Here is a 17961-nt window from a genome sequence, read left to right on the forward strand (position 1 = left end):
ATCGCATCCCCGCTATTCGGCCGGCGCTCCTATTGCGGCGGGATTGGACCGTCGCCGCAGCCGGTCGATCAGGAGATAGATTACGGGCGTCGTGTACAGCGTCAGGATCTGCGAGACGAACAGGCCGCCGATGATGGTGATGCCAAGCGGCCGGCGCAATTCGGTGCCGGGCCCCGTGGCGATCACCAGCGGGATGCCTGCGAATAGCGCTGCCATCGTCGTCATCAGGATCGGCCGGAACCGGGCGCGGCACGCCTCGAAAATGGCGTCGGCCGAGGACAGTCCACGATGGCGCTCGGCATCCAGCGCGAAGTCCACGATCATAATGCCGTTCTTCTTGACGATGCCGATCAGGAGGATGATCCCGACGAAAGCGATGATCGTCAGCGGCGTGTTGGTAATCTGCAGCGCCAACAGCGCGCCGAGCCCTGCCGAAGGCAGGGTCGAGATGATGGTCAGGGGATGGGCGAGGCTCTCGTAGAGCACGCCCAGCACAATGTACATCGCCACAAGGGCGCCAAGAATCAGCAGCGGCTGGCGCCCGCTGGTTCTGTTGAAATCGCCGGCGTTGCCCTCGAAACTGCCGCGGATGCCCTCGGGCATATGCAGTTCCTCCACCGCGCGCTGGATATTTGACGTCGCGACTTCGAGCGGCACATCGGGTAGCAGATTGAACGACACCGTGGTCGAAGGAAACGACTGCGAATGAAACACCGCGAGCGGCGACAGCCCGCGCGTGTAATGCACCACGGCGGATAGCGGCACCTGCGCGCCATTGGCGCCGGCGACGAAGATGTGTTCGAGGTTCGACGGATCGCTCTGGAATTTCGGATCGATTTCCAGCACCACCATGTACTGGTTGCGCTGGGTGTAGATGATCGATATCTGGCGCTGGGAGAACGCATTGTTCAGCGCGTTGTCGATGTCCTGGACGCGAACGCCGAGGCTCGATGCCTTCTGCCGATCGATCTTGAGCGTCAGTTGCAGCCCGCCGGGATCGCGGTCGCTGGAAACATCGGTAATGCCTTCGACCGTTTCCATGCGCTTCCCGACGATGGGCGCCCATTTCTGCAACAGATCGAGATCAGTGCTCGACAGCGTATATTGGTAGTCGGAATCGCTCTGTCGGCCGCCGGTGCGGATATCCTGCGCCGCGAACATGAACAGCCGGATACCCGCGACCCTGTAGAGGTCTTTGCGCAGCCGGTCGATCACGAGCTGCGTCGATAAACCGCCCCGCTCCTCAGGCGGCTTGAGGCTGATGAACATCGTACCGCGATTGGAGCCCGCGCCACCGGCGCCGCCGCCTCCCCCCAGCATCGACCCGATTCCCGCAACGGCCGGATCGGCCATCACGATGTCGGCGAGTTGTTGCTGAAGCCCAAGCATCGACTGAAACGAGATATCGGGGGACGCGCGCGTCGAGCCGATCACAAAGCCGCTGTCATCGACCGGGAAATATCCCTTGGGGGTCTTTATATACAGCGTCACCGTCAATGCGATCGTTGCGGAGAACACGACCAGGGTCAACATCGGAAACCCCAGCACTACGCGCAGCGTCCGCGCATAAAACGAGACGATGCGCGACAATGAGCCTTCGACGATCCGGTCGAGCCAGGTCGCGTTATCGGAAGTGGCTGTCTTGATGTAATGGGCGCAAATCATCGGCGTGACGGTCAGCGACACGACGGTGGAAACCACGATGGCAAAGGTCAGGGTCAGCGAAAATTCCCGCAGCAGCCGGCCGACAATTCCGTCCATGAAAATCAGCGGTGTGAAGGCGGCGATGAGCGACAGACTGATCGACAGCACCGTGAAGCCGATTTGCTTCGCACCTTCGAGTGCCGCCTGATAGGGCCGCATGCCCTGCTCGAGGTTGCGGTACATGTTCTCTATCATGACGATGGCATCGTCGACCACGAAGCCGACTGAGATCGCCAGCGCCATCAGCGACAGGTTGTCGATCGAGAAACCGGCGACCCACATGCCGGCCCAGGTCCCGGCCAAAGCCAGCGGCACCGAGACGCCGGCCGCGATCGTCGGCGTGATCCGGCGCAGAAATGCGAACACCACCACCATGACCAGGAATGCGGTCGCCAGCAGCGTCAATTGCATGTCATGGACGCTGGCGCGGATGGTTCCAGTGCGATCGACGAGGGTGGAAATTTCAACTCCGCCGGGAATCCACTGCCTCAGTTCAGGTATCAACGCCCTGATGCGATCGACGGTATCGATTACGTTGGCGTCGCCTTGCTTGGTAATCTGGATCAATACCGCCGGCTGCTTGTTGAACCAGGCAATCGATCGGCTGTTGCGGACGGAGTCCTCGACCTCGGCCACATCCGAGAGCCGGACAAAATTGCCGTTCGAACTCTTGATCAGGATATCGCGGAATTCGGCCGCGGTTCGCATCTGCCCATTGGTCGACAATGTTTCGCTCTGTCGGCCGCTATTGAAGATGCCTACCGGTCCCAACGGATTGGCATTGATGATCGCGAGCCTGACATCGTCGGTTGCAATCCCGGCATTCGACAGCGCCACCGGATTGAGCGCAATGCGGACCGCGGGTTGATCGGCGCCGCTGACGGTGACCTCGCCCACGCCCGGGACCTGCGAGATACGCTGCGCGATCACCGTGTCGGCGACATCATACATCGCGCTCGATGATATCGTCTTCGAGGTCAGTGCCAAAACGACGACCGGCGCCGCTGCGGGATTGGCTTTGCGGAAGCGCGGCAAACTCGGCAGGTCGCTCGGCAGATCGGCGAGCGAGGCGTTGATCGCGGCCTGCACGTCGCGCGCGGCGCGGTCGATGTTGCGGCCGATCGCGAATTGCAGCTGGATGCTGGTCGTGCCGAGCGAGCTTGTCGAGGTGATCTGATCGAGGCCGGCGATGACGCCTAGCTTCCGTTCCAACGGCGCGGCAACGGTTGCCGCCATTACCGATGGGTCCGCGCCTGGCCGCGTCGCCGATACCCGGATCATCGGAAAGTCGACATTGGGAACCGCAGCCACCGGGAGAAACTGATAGGCGACGACGCCGACCAGAAAAAGCCCAATCGCCAGCAGCGTGGTGCCGACCGGCCGGCGGATGAAGGGCTCCGAGATCGATGCCATTACTGCATCCCTTCGGTGGCTCCCGCGACCGGCGGTGACGGCAGTTCAGGCCCGACCGGCGGCACCGCTCTTTCGATGCGGCGGTTCACCCGGTCGAGCGCGAGGTAGATCACCGGCGTCGTATAGAGCGTCAGCACCTGGCTGAGCAGCAACCCGCCGATGATCGAGATGCCCAGCGGAAACCGCAATTCGGCGCCGGTGCCGCTTTCCACCGCCAACGGCAGCGCGCCGAACAAGGCCGCCAGTGTCGTCATCATGATCGGACGGAAACGCAACAGACAGGCCTGCACAATGGCATCCGTCGCCGACATGCCCTGATTGCGCTCCGCCTCGAGCGCGAAATCGATCATCATGATGGCGTTTTTCTTGACGATGCCCATCAGGAGAATGATGCCGATCAGGCCGATCACCGACAGATCTTGTCCGAACAGCATCAGCGCGAGAATGGCGCCGACGCCCGCCGATGGCAGCGTCGACAAGATGGTGATCGGATGAATGTAACTTTCATAGAGCACGCCGAGCACGATGTAGATCGTGACGATTGCCGCAAGAATCAGCCAGGGTTGTCCCGCCAGCGACTTTGAGAACTCGGCGGCGTCGCCGGCATAGAGGCCGACGATGCTGCCGGGCATGCCGATGCGCGTTTCGATATTCTTGACCGCATCGACGGCGTCGCCAAGCGCAGCACCAGGCGCGAGATTGAAGGAGAGCGACACGGCAGGAAATTGCGCCTGATGCGAAATCGCCAGCGGCGCGGTGGTGCGCGTCAGGGTCGCGACCGCCGACAGCGGCACCTGCGCGCCGAGCACGCCGGGCAGATAGAGTTTTGAGAGGATCGATGGATCGCTCTGATAGACCGGCAACGCTTCCAGGACCACCCGGTACTGGTTGGACTGTCCGTAGATGGTCGAAATCTGCCGCTGCGCGAAGGCGTCGTTCAGGGTATCGTTGACGGCCTGGAGGCTGACGCCGAGCTGACCGGCGCGCTGACGGTTGATGTCGAGCGCGGCGCGCAATCCGCCCTCCTGCGCTTCCGAAGAGACGTCGCGGAACAGCGGGTCGCGGCGCAGTTCGGCAACGAGATTATTGGCCCACAGCGTCACCAGCGCGGAGTCAGTGCCGGTCAGCGTGTACTGATATTGCGAGCGGCTGGACTGGGTACTGATCTGCACGTCCTGTACCGGCTGAAAATAGATTGTCATGCCCGGGATCGATGCCACCCGCTGCTTCAGGCGCGCGACCACGGCGGCAACGTCGTCGCGCCGTTCGCCGCGCGGTTTCAGCGTCATCACCAGCCGGCCGACATTGGTGGTCGGATTGACCGAGCCCGCCCCGATCACCGAGACGACGCCGGTCACATCCGGGTCGGCCTGGATCGCATTCGCCGCCTGGGTTTGCCGGCTTTGCATTTCCGCAAAGGAAACGTCGGGGCCGGCCTGGGTCACCGCGGTGATCGATGCGGTGTCCTGCAACGGCAGGAAACCCTTGGGCGCCACAACGTACAGGACCAGCGTTGCGACGATCGTCGCGAAGGTGACCAGCATCGTCGCGCGCTGGCGCTCGAGCACCCACAACAGCGTGCGATGATAGAAATTGACCATGCGGTCGATGCCGCGGCTGATCGCGGCCAGGCCGGGCACCACCATTTCCTCGCCGGCGTGCTTGAGCAGCCGCGAGCACATCATCGGCGTCAGCGTCAACGACACGATCGCCGACGTCACGACCGCGATGGTCAATGTCAGTGCAAACTCACGGAACATGCGTCCGACCAGTCCCGACATGAACAACAGCGGAATGAAAACGGCAATCAACGACACGGTCAGCGAAATTACCGTAAAGCCGATTTCGCGGGCGCCTCGCAGCGACGCCTCCATCGCGGTTTCGCCGTCCTCCATGTGCCGGACGATGTTTTCGATCATCACGATCGCGTCGTCGACCACGAAGCCGGTGCCGATCGTCAACGCCATCAGCGACAGGTTATCGAGGCTGAAGCCTGCAAAATACATGATGCCGAAGCTCGTGATCAGCGATAGCGGCAGTGCCACGCCCGCGATCAGCGTCGCCCGCAACGAGCGAAGGAACAGCAACACCACGAGGGTAACCAGCACCACGCTCAGAATCAGCGTGAACTGCACGTCATGCACGGAGGCGCGAATGGTCACCGTGCGGTCGCTGACCACGGTCAGGTTGACGCCGGCTGGTATCGCGCGCTGCAGCTTTGGAATTTCGTCGCGGATCTGGCGCACGACTTCGATGACGTTGGCGCCGGGTTGCCGCTGGATGTCGATGATGACCGCCGGCGTGCCCTGATACCAGCCGCCGGTGCGTTCGTTCTCCAGCCCGTCGACGATGACAGCAACGTCGCCGATGGTGACCGGCGCGCCATTGCGATAGGCGATGATGATGGGCTTGTAGGCCGCCGCGGTCGCGATCTGGTCGTTGGCGGCGATGGTGTAGGCCTGCTGCGCGCCGTCGAGCGATCCCTTCGGTCCGGAGACGTTGGCGCCCGCGATCGCGTTGCGCAAATCTTCCATCGAGATGCCATAGGCCGCAAGCCGCGCCAGATCGGCCTGGACCCGTACCGCCGGCTTGAGGCCGCCCAGCACCGCGACGCGTCCTACGCCCGAAATCTGGCTGAGACGTTGCGCGAGGATGGTGTCCGCGAGATCGCTCAGCGCGCGCAGCGAGGTCGTCTCCGACGTCAGCGCCAACGTGAGGACCGGCGCGTCCGCCGGATTGACCTTGGCGTAAGTCGGCGGATACGGCAGATTTTTCGGCAGCACTCCGGCTGCGGCGTTGATCGCAGCCTGCACGTCCTGAGTGGCGCCGTCGATGTCGCGGTTGAGATCGAATTGCAGCGATACCAGGCTGACCCCGAAGGAACTCGTCGACGTCATCGACGACAGCGATGGAATCTGCCCAAGCTGACGCTCCAACGGCGCCGTGATCAGCGAGGCGATCACGTCGGGGCTGGCGCCCGGCAATTGGGTGGTCACCTGTACCGTCGGGAAATCGACCTGCGGCAGTGCCGATACCGGCAGTGCCCAATAGCCGAGCGCACCGCCGATCAACAGCGCGATCCCCAACAGCGAGGTCGCAATCGGACGGCGAATGAACGGTTCAGAGACGCTCATGGCTGCGTGCTCACGCTTGCGAAGTCAGACATCAAGCGGCGGGTTCTGAGGTCATGGCTGCGCCTTCGCTCCGCCGCCTGACTGATCGCTCCCTTGTGCGGGTCCGGTTTGACGCTTTTGATCGCCCTCGCTTAGGCCGCCCTCGCCCCGCCTGCCGGGGCGTTCGCCTTGACCTTCCTTGCCTTGGGCGTCCTTGCCCTGCGCGCCCCTGCTGCCCTTTTTACGCGGCGCGAGATCGGCGGCCGGCGTCTGTTCGTCCTTGCCGATGATGACCCTTGCGCCGTCGGACAGATTGGCAAAGCCGGTCGTCACCACGCGATCGGAAGGCGACAATCCGCTCGCGATCACCGCGTCGATTTCGTTCTGCTGCGTCACCGCAACCGGCTTCGCGGTTACAACATTCCCCTCGCCGATGACGTAGCTGAAGGTCCCTGCGGGGCCGCGCTGCACCGCCGAGGTCGGCACCACAATCGCCTTCGAAAGGGTGTCCACCTTGAGCCGCACATTGACGAATTGCCCCGGCCACAATTGGAAATTGGCATTTGGAAATTCGGCTTTGAGCTTGAGCGTCCCGGTGGTCGGATCGACCTGATTGTCGATGCCCTTCAACACCCCGGTATCGATCACCGTTGCCCCGTCGTTGCCGAAGACGTCGACGCTCAGCGTTCCCTTGGCGGAGGCAGCATTGACCCGAACGATCTGCTGCTGAGGAAGACTGAACTGCACCGCGATCGGCTGCAGCTGGGTGATGATGACAAGTCCAGTGGCATCCGAGGCATGGATGATGTTGCCTTGATCGACCTGACGCAGGCCGGCGCGGCCCGATAACGGGGCGATGATCTTGGTATAGCCCAGCATCGCCTGCGCGTTGTCGATCGCCGCCTGGTCGGCATTCACCAGCGCTTCCTGCTGGGCGACGACGGCGCGTTGCGTGTCGGCCTGCTGCTTGGACCCGGCGTTGGAGGCGGCCAGTTGCTGATAGCGCGTCAGGTCGAGGCGCTGATTTGCGAGCAGCGCCTCATCCTGCGCCTTCTTGGCGACGGCCTGATCGAGCGCCGCCTTGTAGAGTACAGGGTCGATCTCGCCGAGCACGTCGCCCTTCTTGACATCCTGTCCTTCGGTGAAATTGACGGCGATCAATTTGCCGTCGACCTGGGAGCGCACCAACACGTTGTTCAGTGCGCGAACGGCGCCGACGCCGTCGAGATAAACGGGCACGTCCTGGATCCGCGGTGTCGCGGCCAGCACGGGCACGGGGAGATCGGGCGTCGCCCGGTTCGTGGCTTTCTTCTGCAGCGATGTCCAGGCGATGTAGCCGAGGCCGCCAAGGATCAGCAGTGTAACCGTTATCGAAACGGTTCGACGGCGCGCGCGTGATGCGACGCGGGCAACACGGTCGCCCGCGACCTTCGCGGTTTCGTTCAAATCCGGCTTAAAGAGCATTGACTATCCGCGGCTCCCAGCCGCCCCCCAGCGCCTGATACAGGCTGACAATGGCAAGCAGCCGCGCAAGCTGCGCCTGCCAAAGCGCATCTTCCGCCTGAAAGAACGTTAATTGCGTGTTTAGCACAGTTACGATGTCCGCGGTCCCGGCCCGAAGCTGCTGCTCGGACAGTTCGAACGCCCGCCGCGAAGCCGCCACTACCTGTCGTTGCAGCCGCAGCCTTTCGGTGGTCTCGCGGATCGACGTCAGCGCGTTGTCGACGTCGGCGAATGCCGAGACCACGGTCTTGCGGTAGATCTGCAACAATTCATCCTGCCGGGCTTTAGTGAACTCGAAATTGCCGAGAATTCTTCCGCCGTCGAAAATCGGCTGCGTCAGACCGCCGACCATGTTGAAGAACGCCGCGTGCGGCTGGAACAGCGACACCAGCGACGAGCTTTGATAGCCGCCCTGCCCGGTCAACTGGATGCTTGGGAAGAACTGCGCGCGAGCGCTGCCGACATTGGCGGTGGCGGACGCGAGCTGCGATTCCTGGCGTCGGATATCCGGCCGCTGCGTCAGCAATTCCGACGGCAATCCCGGAGTAACTCGCGGCGACGAAATGTGATTGAGCGAGCCGCCGGTGACGCGCACGCTTTCCGGCGGACGCGACACCAGCGTCGCCAGCGCGTTGATGTTCTGCGCCAACAGCTGCCGCAACGGCGGAATGAGCGCCCGTTGATTGGCGAGAACGCTTTCCTGCTGCGCAACGTCGAGATCGGTCCCGGTGCCGGCTTTGAACCGTTCCCTGATCGCATCGAGGATGCGGGTCGCGCTGGCGATATTGCGCTCGGCGGTGCGAATCCGGTCCTGCGAGGCGAGCACCTGGAAATAGGCATTGGCGACGCTGGTGAGCGTCGTCAGCGCCACCACATCGCGATCGAAGCGGCTGGCGATGGCCGTTTCCTCCGCCGCCTGCGTGGCATCGCGATTCTTGCCCCAGAAATCGAGTTCATAGCTGGCGGCGAGCGAAGCCGAATAGTTGACGACCTCGCGCCCGCCGATGCTCAATCCACTAGCGCTCGAGCCGGAAGTTCGGGAATAGCTCTCCGAACCTGAGCCGCCGAGGCTCGGCAGCAGCGCTGCGCCCACCACGCGCGCCAGCGCGTCGGCCTGGATAAAGCGCGCGGTGGCCGCCGCGATGTCCAGATTGACCGTCTGGGCTTCCTCCATCAGGGTGGTCAATTCCGACGAGCGAAATCCGCGCCACCAATCCAAGGTCGGCGCCGCATCTTTGTCGGTCAACCGCGCGGCTTTGTATCCATCGGGGATGTCCAGCGCCGGATCGGGCAGATCCTGGGTCAGAATGCAGCCGGCACAACTGGCGACAATGCAGAATGTCGCGAGCCATTTGGCCACGCGATCCACGCAAGGAATAGCCGCAAGCAGGCCGTCAGCGACAACCCCCGGGGAACTCTGGCTCACATTCCCCCTCCGCCGGGCATGAAGCCCGGCCTCCGACACTGCGAGAATCGCCAGCCCGATTCGCGGATGACGGTTGTGGGGACTGCCTGCGAGACGTTCACCGGAGTGATGCTTCCTCTGGAACCTGATTGCCATACTAGCCGGGGGATTACGGCGCGCACAGTCCTGTTGCGTGTCCCTCCCCTGCCGTCGTTATCGAACCGACGGCGCCGACTCGTCACATAAAATGGAGAGTTTTCCATATTCCATGGGCTTTTTGCGAATCGACGCGGTCCGCCGGATGTCGCAATCTTACCAAGATTTCATCTGGCTTCCATGGTCGGACAACCGCTTCCAAGCGTCTCTGACCGTTACCAAAACTTCGCTGGGGCGGCTTTGCGGAATACGCCGCTAAACCTATGCAAGGTCGATTTCATCCAGCGTTACGTTTTTCCCGGCGGAATGCTGTCTTCGCCGCAGGTGCTGAAATCGCTCGGCGAGCGGTTCAGCGTTCCCCGTCATTCGCGAACGCATTTTCGGGCAAGATTATGCCAAGACGCTCGCGACTTGGCGGAACAATTTCCGCGCGGCCTGGCCGAACCTGATGCCGCTCGCTTTCGACGACCGGTTCCGAAATCGGAAATGACGGCACGCCCGTCCTCCCAAATCCGATCGCGCGTCGTTGGCTTGTGCGCCCTGCGGGGGTCCATTAGGGTCAAAGGGGCGATTGAGCAACAACCGGCAAATTGCATACATGACCATCAACAACGACGTCGTCGAAGCGATCGGCAACACGCCGCTCATCAAGCTGAAGCAAGCTTCCGAAGCGACCGGCTGCACCATTCTCGGCAAGGCCGAGTTCATGAACCCGGGCCAGTCGGTGAAGGACCGCGCGGGAAAGCAGATGATCCTCGAAGCCGAAAAGCGCGGCGAGTTGAAGCGCGGCGGCCTCGTGGTGGAAGGCACTGCCGGCAATACCGGCATCGGTCTTGCGGTCGTCGCCAATGCGCGCGGCTACCGAACCCTGATCGTCATTCCGGAAACCCAAAGCCAGGAAAAGAAGGACACGCTGCGGCTCTGCGGTGCAGAGCTCGTCGAGGTTCCGGCGTTGCCCTACAGCAACCCGAACAATTATCAACACGTCGCCAGGCGCCTTGCCGATCAACTGCGCAAATCCGAGCCGAACGGCGTGTTGTTCGCCGATCAGTGGAACAACCTCGACAATCCCAAGGCCCACTACGTTTCGACCGGCCCCGAAATCTGGCAGCAGACCGGCGGCAGGATCGACGGGTTTATCTGCTCGATCGGGACCGGCGGGACGCTGGCGGGCGCGAGCGCTTATTTGCGCGAAAAGAGCAAGGGTATCGTGATCGGCGTCGCCGACCCACGGGGCGCGGCGATGTACGAATTGTTCAAGCACGGCGAAGCCAAGGCGACGCCGGGCGGATCGATCACCGAAGGCATTGGGCTCGGGCGCGTCACGCCTGTCATCAAGGACACCAAGGTGGACGAGGCCTATCTTATTCCGGACGAAGAAGCCGTGCCCATCATTTACGATTTGCTCGAGCACGAAGGTCTTTGCCTCGGCGGCTCCACCGGCATCAACGTTGCCGGCGCGATCCGCCTCGCCCGGCAATTGGGGCCGGGTCATACCATTGTGACGGTGCTCGCCGATTCCGGAAACCGCTATCAGTCGAAACTGTTCAATCCGGAATTCATGCGCTCGAAAAACCTGCCGGTGCCGGCATGGCTGGAGAAGCGCAGCCAGATCGACGTGCCGTTCGAGAAGGTCTGATGACGCCTTGCATTCGTCATTTCAGCAAAACGAAGCAATCCAGAGCGACAAGGAAAGACCGGATTGCTTCGTCGCCTCGCTCCTCGCATTGACGGAAGCTGGGACGCGCGCTCTTCCAGACTAGCGCAAAATCTGGCTGAGGAACAATTTCGTCCGCGCGTGCTGCGGATTGGCGAAGAAATTCTCCGGCGTGTTGGACTCGATAATCTGCCCGGCATCCATGAACACGATGCGGTTCGCCACTTCCCTGGCAAATCCCATTTCGTGAGTGACGACGAGCATGGTCATGCCTTCCCTGGCAAGGTCGACCATGGTGTCGAGCACTTCCTTGACCATTTCGGGATCGAGCGCCGAGGTCGGCTCGTCGAACAGCATGACCTTCGGGCTCATGGTCAGGGCTCGTGCGATCGCGACGCGCTGCTGCTGACCGCCGGACATCTGGCCGGGATACTTATTCGCCTGGTGCGGAATTTTCACCCGCTCCAGGTATTTCATCGCCGCCGCTTCGGCATCCTTCTTCGGAATATTGCGCACCCAGATCGGCGCCAGCGTGCAGTTTTCCAGTACCGTCAGGTGCGGAAACAGGTTGAAGCTCTGGAACACCATGCCGACTTCGCGCCGGACCTCGTCTACACGCCGCAGGTTCGGCCCCAACTCAATGCCGTCGACGACGATCTCACCTTCCTGAAATTCCTCGAGCGCGTTGATACAGCGGATCAGCGTGGATTTGCCCGAGCCCGAGGGGCCGCAGATCACGATGCGCTCACCTTTCGCGACTTCTAGGTTGATGTCGCGCAGCACATGAAAATCGCCGAACCACTTGTTGAGGCCTTTAATGCTGACAATCGAATTCGTGGTCATGATGATTTCACTCAGGTCCGCCTGTGCGCGTTCAGCCTGTTCTCGACGAACAGCGAATAGCGCGACATTCCAAAACAGAAGACGAAGTAGATCAGTCCGGTGAAGGCAAAGCCGGTAAACAATGTCGACGGTGTCGCCCAGACCGGATCGGCGAATGCGGCGCGCAACTGTCCGAGCAGATCGAACAGCGCGACAATCGACACCAGGGAAGTGTCCTTGAACAGGGCGATGAAGCTGTTGACCAGGCCGGGAATGACGTGGCGAAGGGCCTGCGGCATCACGATCAGCCCTGTCGTCTTCCAATAGGACAAGCCTAGCGCGCTCGCAGCCTCGCCCTGCCCGCGCGGGATCGCCTGCAGCCCGCCGCGGATCACCTCGGCCTGATAAGCGCCGGCAAATAGCGCGATGCCGATCAAGGCGCGCACCAGCCCATCCATCGTGAAGCCCGTCGGCACGAACAGCGGCAGCATGTAGGTTGCGAAAAACAGCACCGTGATCAAGGGAACGCCGCGCCAGAATTCGATGAAGGCCACCGAAAAAACGCGGATCAGCGGTATCGTCGAACGTCGGCCCAGGGCGAGCGCAATACCGACCGGCATCGAGGCGACGATGCCGGTAACCGAGACCACAAGCGTCACCAGAAGGCCACCCCAAAGCCTGGTATCGACGACCGGCAACCCACCGCGGTCCAGGGCCATGACCGCAATTACGATGCCGATGCCGGCAAAGGTCGCGAGGCTGACGATGAGCGAACGCCAACCGGTGCGGATACCGCCATTGAGGACGAACAGCAGGATCGAAATGATCGCGGCGGTCGCGGCAAGATCAGTCCATACCGGGCGCACCGAAGCCTGAATTTGATCGCGAAGCCAGGTCAGCGGCCAAATCACATAAGAAATGGCGGTGCTGAGCAGGACGATAAGCTTTCCCAACAACAACAGCAGCGGTCCGACGACTGCCGTGGCCTCGCCTGCTCTCGCAAGCTTCTGACCGCCGTCGCCGATGCTGTCATTGAACCCTGACAACAGTTCGGCCGTCCAGCTGACGCCGAAACCGCCCAACCCGCCGCCGTGCAGCAGGAAGAAGGCGATCACCGGAAGCGCAATGAAGAACAGACCGGCGTTGAGGCCCTTGGCCGGCAGCCGCGGAATCAACAGCGGCAGCAGCAACAACGCTGCGAGAAAGAACGTCAGGTTGACGCGCCATCGCTCGGCTTCTGGATAAAAACCATAAATGAACTGGCTGAATTTGGCCTGCACAAAAGGCCAGCATGCGCCCACGGCGTGTCCCGCAGTCTCCGAAAGACATGCGGTGCGGTCCTTACCGGTCCAGACCGCATCGAGCAGCAGGAATTTCACCGCCGGGACGACGGTGAACCACAGCAAGAGCACGCTGACGATGGTAAGCAGGATATTGGTCGGCGAATTGAACAGGCGCGTGCGCAGGAAACCGACAAGGCCCGTGGTCTTGATCGGCGCGGCGCGCTCGGGAACGAGGTCCCGGCGGACGAAAGACGAAGCCGTGATGTCGCTCATTAACCCATGCTCCGGCCAAGCCGCCATCCGTAGAAGCTCATGACCGCGCTGGTCACCAGCGAAATCAGGAGATAGACGCCCATGGTGATTGCGATGATCTCGATCGCCTGCCCGGTCTGGCTCAGCGTCGTTCCCGCAAACACCGAGAACAGGTCGGGATATCCGATCGCCACCGCCAGCGACGAGTTCTTGGTGAGATTGAGATACTGGTTGGTGAGCGGCGGCAGGATGACCCGCATCGCCTGCGGCACCACGATCAATCGCAACACAGAACCACGCTGCAGCCCGAGCGATGAGCCGGCTTCCATCTGCCCCTTATGTACCGACTGGATTCCGGCCCGCACGATTTCCGCGATAAAGGCAGCCGTATAGGTGGAAAGCGCAAGCGTCAGCGCCACAAACTCCGGGATGATGCGCGAGCCTCCGGAAAAATTGAAGCCCTTGAGCTCGGGAACTTCAAAGGCAACGGGCGCGCCAAACACCAGCGCGGTCACGAGCGGCAGCCCGATCAGCAAGCCCACCACGTAAGGCCAGATAGTTACCAATCGGCCGCTCTCGAACAGCTGCCGGCGCGCATAGCGCCGCAACAGTAACGCGGCTGCGAGCGCAATCAGGATAGCGAAAACGAACGGCTCGAAGCCAGGATTGGCGATCGGCTTCGGAATTACGAACCCGCGGTTCGAGAGAAAGAAGCTGCCGAACAGCGAGATGCTTTGCCGCGGGTTTGGCAGGGTGCTGAGGACCGCCAAATACCAGAACAGGATCTGGAACAGCAGCGGCAAATTGCGTATCAGCTCGACATAGCCGCCGCAGATGCGCGACAGCAGCCAGTTCGGCGACAGCCGGCCCAGCGCAACGAGAAAACCGATCACGGTGGCGAAGAAGATGCCGATGATCGAGACCAACAGCGTGTTGAGCAAACCAACCAGGAACACGCGGGTATAAGTGTCGGATCCGGAATACGGGATCAGGCTTTGGCTGACGTCAAAGCCCGCCGTATTGTTCAGAAACCCGAAACCGGACGTGATCCGCTGCGCCTGCAGGTTGGCGCGGGCGTTGGCGACGATCTCATAGCCGATCCAGACCAGCGCGGCGACGAACAAGATCTGGAGGACAAATCCTCCCCAGCCCGCACGGCCGCCGAGGGCACGCCGCAATTTTGCGACGAACTGCGGCGGTGGTTTTCGGGGCTCGACGGTCATCGCCGCAGCCGCTGGTTGCGATCAGCGGATTGGCGGGGCGTACTGAATTCCACCCTTGTTCCAGAGCTGATTGAGTCCACGGGCAATCCCGAGCTTCGAACCGGCGCCGACATTGCGATCGAAAGATTCGCCGTAGTTGCCGACCGCCCTGACGATCCGAGATAGCCAATCCTTGGTCAGCCCGAGCTGTTCGCCGAGATTGCCATCGGTGCCGAAGGCCCGCTTGAGCTCGGGCTTGTCCGATTTTGCCATCTCATCGACGTTCTTTTGGGTAACGCCGAGTTCTTCAGCGCCAACCATCGCAAACAGCGTCCACTTCACGATATCGAACCATTGATCGTCGCCATGGCGCACCATCGGACCGAGCGGCTCTTTTGAGATGACCTCAGGAAGCACAACGTGATCGGCTGGCTTTGAAACCTTCAAACGCTCGGCATAGAGCTGCGAAATGTCGGACGTGAAGACGTCACAGCGCCCGGACTCGTAAGCCTTGACGGTCTCGTCCGCGGTGCCGAACGCGATCACCTCATACTTCATATTGTTGCCTTTGAAGTAGTCGGCGAGGTTCTGCTCTGTCGTGGTGCCGGTCTGCACGCAGACCGATGCGCTGTTCAATTCCAGCGCGGAATTCACTTTGAGCGATTTTTTCACCAGGAAGCCTTGGCCGTCATAATAGGTCACCCCGGTAAAATTGGCGCCCAGCGAAGTATCGCGGGAAAGCGTCCAGGTCGTATTGCGCGACAGCACGTCGATTTCCCCGGACTGCAGTGCCGTGAAGCGATCCTTGGCGGACAGCGGCACAAACTTGACCTTGGTCGCATCGTTGAAGATCGCGGCGGCGATCGCGCGGCAGACGTCGACGTCCAGTCCGGTCCAGTTGCCCTTGTCGTCGGGCGTCGAGAAGCCCGGCAAGCCCTGGCTTACCCCGCAGGATAACATACCGCGGTCCTTGACCGTCTTGAGCGTTTGCGCCGTGGCGGCCTCGGTCGAAAGACCGGCAGCGAGAGCAAGGGTAAAAACCAGGGATACGCGTTTCATGGCAAAGCCTTTCAAGGTCGTCCGGGAACGTCTTGCTTATCATCGCGCCTGCCGATGGGCCAACCCCGTGATCCACTGCTGCAAACGCCAGCCCGACGGGTAGCTTAACACGCAGTCCAGCCAAACGATGGATCTTTGGGATCGCGGCAGGCCCCTCAACGTGCAGCGATAGAATAGCTCCCAAGCATCACAGAACGATTGGCCTGCCGGGTCAAGGGGTTGACGGCCGGCTTCCGTGTCCTGTTATTAACCAACCCAGCCCGAACCCGCCGCCCGGCGGTCGAAGAAGCATCGCGGCTGTGGAAAAAGTCTTTGGTGGCGGCAGACGCATGAGTTTTTCAAGAGACGACGGACGATCTAATCCGCCAAAGGTAGAAACCACGCTGGCGACTGCGGGCCGCGACACCAAGGGGCAGAAAGGATTCGTCAATCCCCCGGTCGTCCACGGCTCGACCGTGCTCTATCCGACGGCCGAGGATCTGCATGCCCATCGCGGCGAGTTCCAGTACGGCCGCCACGGGACGCCGACCACCAGGGCACTGCAGGAGGCGCTGATGGCGCTCGAAGGCCCGCAATGCGCGGGCGTCGGTCTTGCGCCCTCCGGCCTGTCGGCAATCGCCACCACGCTGCTCGCGGTGCTGAACGCCGGCGATCATCTGCTGGTCTGCGACAACGCCTACCGGCCGTCCCGCAATTTTTGTAATGGCCTGCTTGCCCGCTATGGCGTCGAGACCACCTATTTCGATCCTTTGATCGGCGCCGGCGTCGCCGAATTGTTCAAGCCGAACACCAAGGCGGTGCTGGTCGAAGCGCCGGGATCGCAATCCTTCGAGATGCCCGACATTCCGGCCATCTCCGCTGTCGCGCATGCGCGCGGCGCGCTTGTGATCGACGACAACACCTGGGCCACGCCGCTATATCATCGCTCGCTCGATCAAGGCGTCGACATCAGCATGCAGGCGGCGACCAAATATATCGGCGGACATTCCGACATCATGTTCGGAACCATCTCGGCGAACGCCAAGGCGTGGCCGATGGTTGCCGAGGCGATCCGGCTGCTCGGCGTTTGCGCAGGTCCGGACGATGTGTTCCTGGCGCTGCGCGGTTTGCGCACGCTCGCGGTGCGGCTCGCACAGCATTATCGATCCGGGCTCGAGATGGCGCGATGGCTCGCGACGCGACCGGAGGTCATCAGGGTGTTACACCCTGCTCTGGAAAGCGATCCGGGCCACGCGATCTGGAAACGGGATTTCACCGGTGCATCCGGGCTGTTCAGTATCGTTCTAAAACCCGCGCCGCAGAAGGCCGTCGATGCATTGCTCGACGCCGTGAAACTATACGGCATGGGCTATTCATGGGGCGGATTCGAGAGCCTCGTCATCCCATTCGACTGCGCGCCCTATCGTACGGCGACCAAATGGGCCCCGGGCGGCCCGGCCCTGCGCCTCCACATCGGCCTCGAGAATGTCGAGGATCTCAAAGCCGATCTTGAGCGCGGGTTCGCGGCATTCAATGCCGCATAGCGCGCGGGAGGCTGCCTTCCGACGGCCTTGACGGGGCGATCAAACTCTACCCGACCAAGCTCAATCGCGGAAGCCTCGGCGAGCGCGAGAGACAGCCGGCGATGGAGATCATTTCCTTCGCCATCAATCTCGCATATCTGCTCGTTGGCTTATCCCGTGCTCAAGGCAGCCGGCGAACTGCCGGCCCGGCAGAGCGCGGAAAGCGATTTTGGCACCCTGCCCCGCGCCCGCGGCGCACCCCACGCCGCAGTAACGCTATCCATCGCCAGCGGGATGCCTGCCGTCCGTTGACGATGGTAAACCGCCTCACGCTCAGGCATTTTCGCAAACCAAGCCATTACTCGTGAATCGGGACGTTGTGGATCAGCTAGCGCAGGGCACGCAGATTTGCGGGGCTGGCTCCGGACAATAACACTCCGTTCACCATGAGAATAAATCCCTGACCTCCTCTCTGCAAAATCGGTCTGCCCGCAAGTTCGCTTATACCTTTGCTGCTTAGTCATGCTTGCAGGAGAGGCTGTCACCGCATGCAGTCCAGGCATTGCGCGTAAATGCAGATAGTGAAAGCGTATGTATACCGCACGGATCGTCGTCCTGACCATCGCCCTCAGTGCCGGCAGCGTTGCCGCAGATCTTGCGAGCGGCTCTGATAACAAGCCTTCTCCGATCACACCGGTTGCCCAGCGGCAGACCGTGGACGCTCTCGTTGCGACGTCCGACATCGGCCTTGGCCGGTCGGTCGCACCTGAGACCCTGCAATGGCAGATCTGGCCGGCAGCGACCGCAAACAACAGCTTTATTCGCCGCGGCGTCTCCAGCCCGACGACGACATAGAAGTGACTGAAGGGACGTTTGCTATGAAATGCGGG

11 protein-coding genes and 1 pseudogene are annotated in these 17961 nt (G+C 61.8%); 4 read left to right on the forward strand and 8 right to left on the reverse strand.

From position 1 onward, the window contains the following. Nucleotides 1-12 precede the first annotated feature (12 nt). The 4 genes from N554_RS0106740 to N554_RS0106755 are packed head-to-tail and all read right to left on the reverse strand — an operon-like array spanning nucleotide 13 to nucleotide 9102. The gene (locus N554_RS0106740; protein WP_029582773.1) at nucleotides 13-3117 is read right to left on the reverse strand and encodes an efflux RND transporter permease subunit; all 3105 of its coding nucleotides are present in this window, start codon (nucleotides 3115-3117) and stop codon (nucleotides 13-15) included. Further along, complete coding sequence (locus tag N554_RS0106745) at nucleotides 3117-6251, reverse strand: efflux RND transporter permease subunit (protein ID WP_029582774.1); 3135 nt, start codon at nucleotides 6249-6251, stop codon at nucleotides 3117-3119. Before N554_RS0106745 ends, N554_RS0106740 begins: the two co-directional genes overlap by 1 nt. Before the next feature lie 51 nt (nucleotides 6252-6302). Beyond that, nucleotides 6303-7694, reverse strand: a complete 1392-nt coding sequence (locus N554_RS0106750) for an efflux RND transporter periplasmic adaptor subunit (protein WP_029582775.1) — start codon at nucleotides 7692-7694, stop codon at nucleotides 6303-6305. Further along, nucleotides 7684-9102 carry an efflux transporter outer membrane subunit gene (locus N554_RS0106755; protein WP_029582776.1) on the reverse strand — a complete coding sequence of 473 codons (1419 nt, stop codon included), beginning with the start codon at nucleotides 9100-9102 and terminating at the stop codon, nucleotides 7684-7686. Before N554_RS0106755 ends, N554_RS0106750 begins: the two co-directional genes overlap by 11 nt. A 459-nt stretch (nucleotides 9103-9561) precedes the next feature. Between N554_RS0106755 and N554_RS38000 the strand changes: the two are divergent. Continuing rightward, nucleotides 9562-9772, forward strand: a pseudogene (locus N554_RS38000) (class I SAM-dependent methyltransferase); the annotation flags it as partial. A gap of 120 nt (nucleotides 9773-9892) precedes the next feature. Next, entirely contained in the window at nucleotides 9893-10933 is a 1041-nt protein-coding gene (locus N554_RS0106765; protein WP_029582777.1) for a cysteine synthase A, read from the forward strand. Between the two features lie 120 nt (nucleotides 10934-11053). Here the strand turns inward: N554_RS0106765 and N554_RS0106770 are convergent, their stop codons facing one another. The 4 genes from N554_RS0106770 to N554_RS0106785 are packed head-to-tail and all read right to left on the reverse strand — an operon-like array spanning nucleotide 11054 to nucleotide 15569. Beyond that, the gene (locus N554_RS0106770; RefSeq protein WP_029582778.1) at nucleotides 11054-11794 is read right to left on the reverse strand and encodes an amino acid ABC transporter ATP-binding protein; all 741 of its coding nucleotides are present in this window, start codon (nucleotides 11792-11794) and stop codon (nucleotides 11054-11056) included. A gap of 11 nt (nucleotides 11795-11805) precedes the next feature. Then, on the reverse strand, nucleotides 11806-13329 hold the full coding sequence (locus N554_RS0106775) for an amino acid ABC transporter permease (RefSeq protein ID WP_029582779.1): 1524 nt from the start codon (nucleotides 13327-13329) through the stop codon (nucleotides 11806-11808). Continuing rightward, nucleotides 13329-14531 carry an amino acid ABC transporter permease gene (locus tag N554_RS0106780; protein ID WP_029582780.1) on the reverse strand — a complete coding sequence of 401 codons (1203 nt, stop codon included), beginning with the start codon at nucleotides 14529-14531 and terminating at the stop codon, nucleotides 13329-13331. The genes N554_RS0106775 and N554_RS0106780 overlap by 1 nt, the downstream gene beginning before the upstream one ends. A 21-nt stretch (nucleotides 14532-14552) precedes the next feature. Next, nucleotides 14553-15569, reverse strand: coding sequence for an amino acid ABC transporter substrate-binding protein (locus tag N554_RS0106785; RefSeq protein WP_029582781.1), 1017 nt, complete (start codon nucleotides 15567-15569; stop codon nucleotides 14553-14555). Between the two features lie 329 nt (nucleotides 15570-15898). Between N554_RS0106785 and metC the strand changes: the two genes are divergently transcribed. Then, complete coding sequence (metC, locus tag N554_RS0106790) at nucleotides 15899-17092, forward strand: cystathionine beta-lyase (RefSeq protein WP_029582782.1); 1194 nt, start codon at nucleotides 15899-15901, stop codon at nucleotides 17090-17092. Between the two features lie 570 nt (nucleotides 17093-17662). Continuing rightward, nucleotides 17663-17926, forward strand: a complete 264-nt coding sequence (locus N554_RS0106795) for a CpaB family protein (RefSeq protein WP_029582783.1) — start codon at nucleotides 17663-17665, stop codon at nucleotides 17924-17926. The last annotated feature ends 35 nt before the right edge of the window (nucleotides 17927-17961 follow it).

Source organism: Bradyrhizobium sp. URHD0069, from assembly GCF_000701345.1.
In the GTDB taxonomy this organism is placed as follows: domain Bacteria; phylum Pseudomonadota; class Alphaproteobacteria; order Rhizobiales; family Xanthobacteraceae; genus Bradyrhizobium.

Bases quoted from the DNA above. Each gene is read 5' to 3' on its own strand.
- N554_RS0106740 (WP_029582773.1), bottom strand. From the start codon at position 3,117: ATGGCATCGATCTCGGAGCCCTTCATCCGCCGGCCGGTCGGCACCACG.
- N554_RS0106745 (WP_029582774.1), bottom strand. From the start codon at position 6,251: ATGAGCGTCTCTGAACCGTTCATTCGCCGTCCGATTGCGACCTCGCTG.
- N554_RS0106750 (WP_029582775.1), bottom strand. From the start codon at position 7,694: ATGCTCTTTAAGCCGGATTTGAACGAAACCGCGAAGGTCGCGGGCGAC.
- N554_RS0106765 (WP_029582777.1), top strand. From the start codon at position 9,893: ATGACCATCAACAACGACGTCGTCGAAGCGATCGGCAACACGCCGCTC.
- N554_RS0106770 (WP_029582778.1), bottom strand. From the start codon at position 11,794: ATGACCACGAATTCGATTGTCAGCATTAAAGGCCTCAACAAGTGGTTC.
- N554_RS0106775 (WP_029582779.1), bottom strand. From the start codon at position 13,329: ATGAGCGACATCACGGCTTCGTCTTTCGTCCGCCGGGACCTCGTTCCC.
- N554_RS0106780 (WP_029582780.1), bottom strand. From the start codon at position 14,531: ATGACCGTCGAGCCCCGAAAACCACCGCCGCAGTTCGTCGCAAAATTG.
- N554_RS0106785 (WP_029582781.1), bottom strand. From the start codon at position 15,569: ATGAAACGCGTATCCCTGGTTTTTACCCTTGCTCTCGCTGCCGGTCTT.
- metC (WP_029582782.1), top strand. From the start codon at position 15,899: ATGAGTTTTTCAAGAGACGACGGACGATCTAATCCGCCAAAGGTAGAA.
- N554_RS0106795 (WP_029582783.1), top strand. From the start codon at position 17,663: ATGTATACCGCACGGATCGTCGTCCTGACCATCGCCCTCAGTGCCGGC.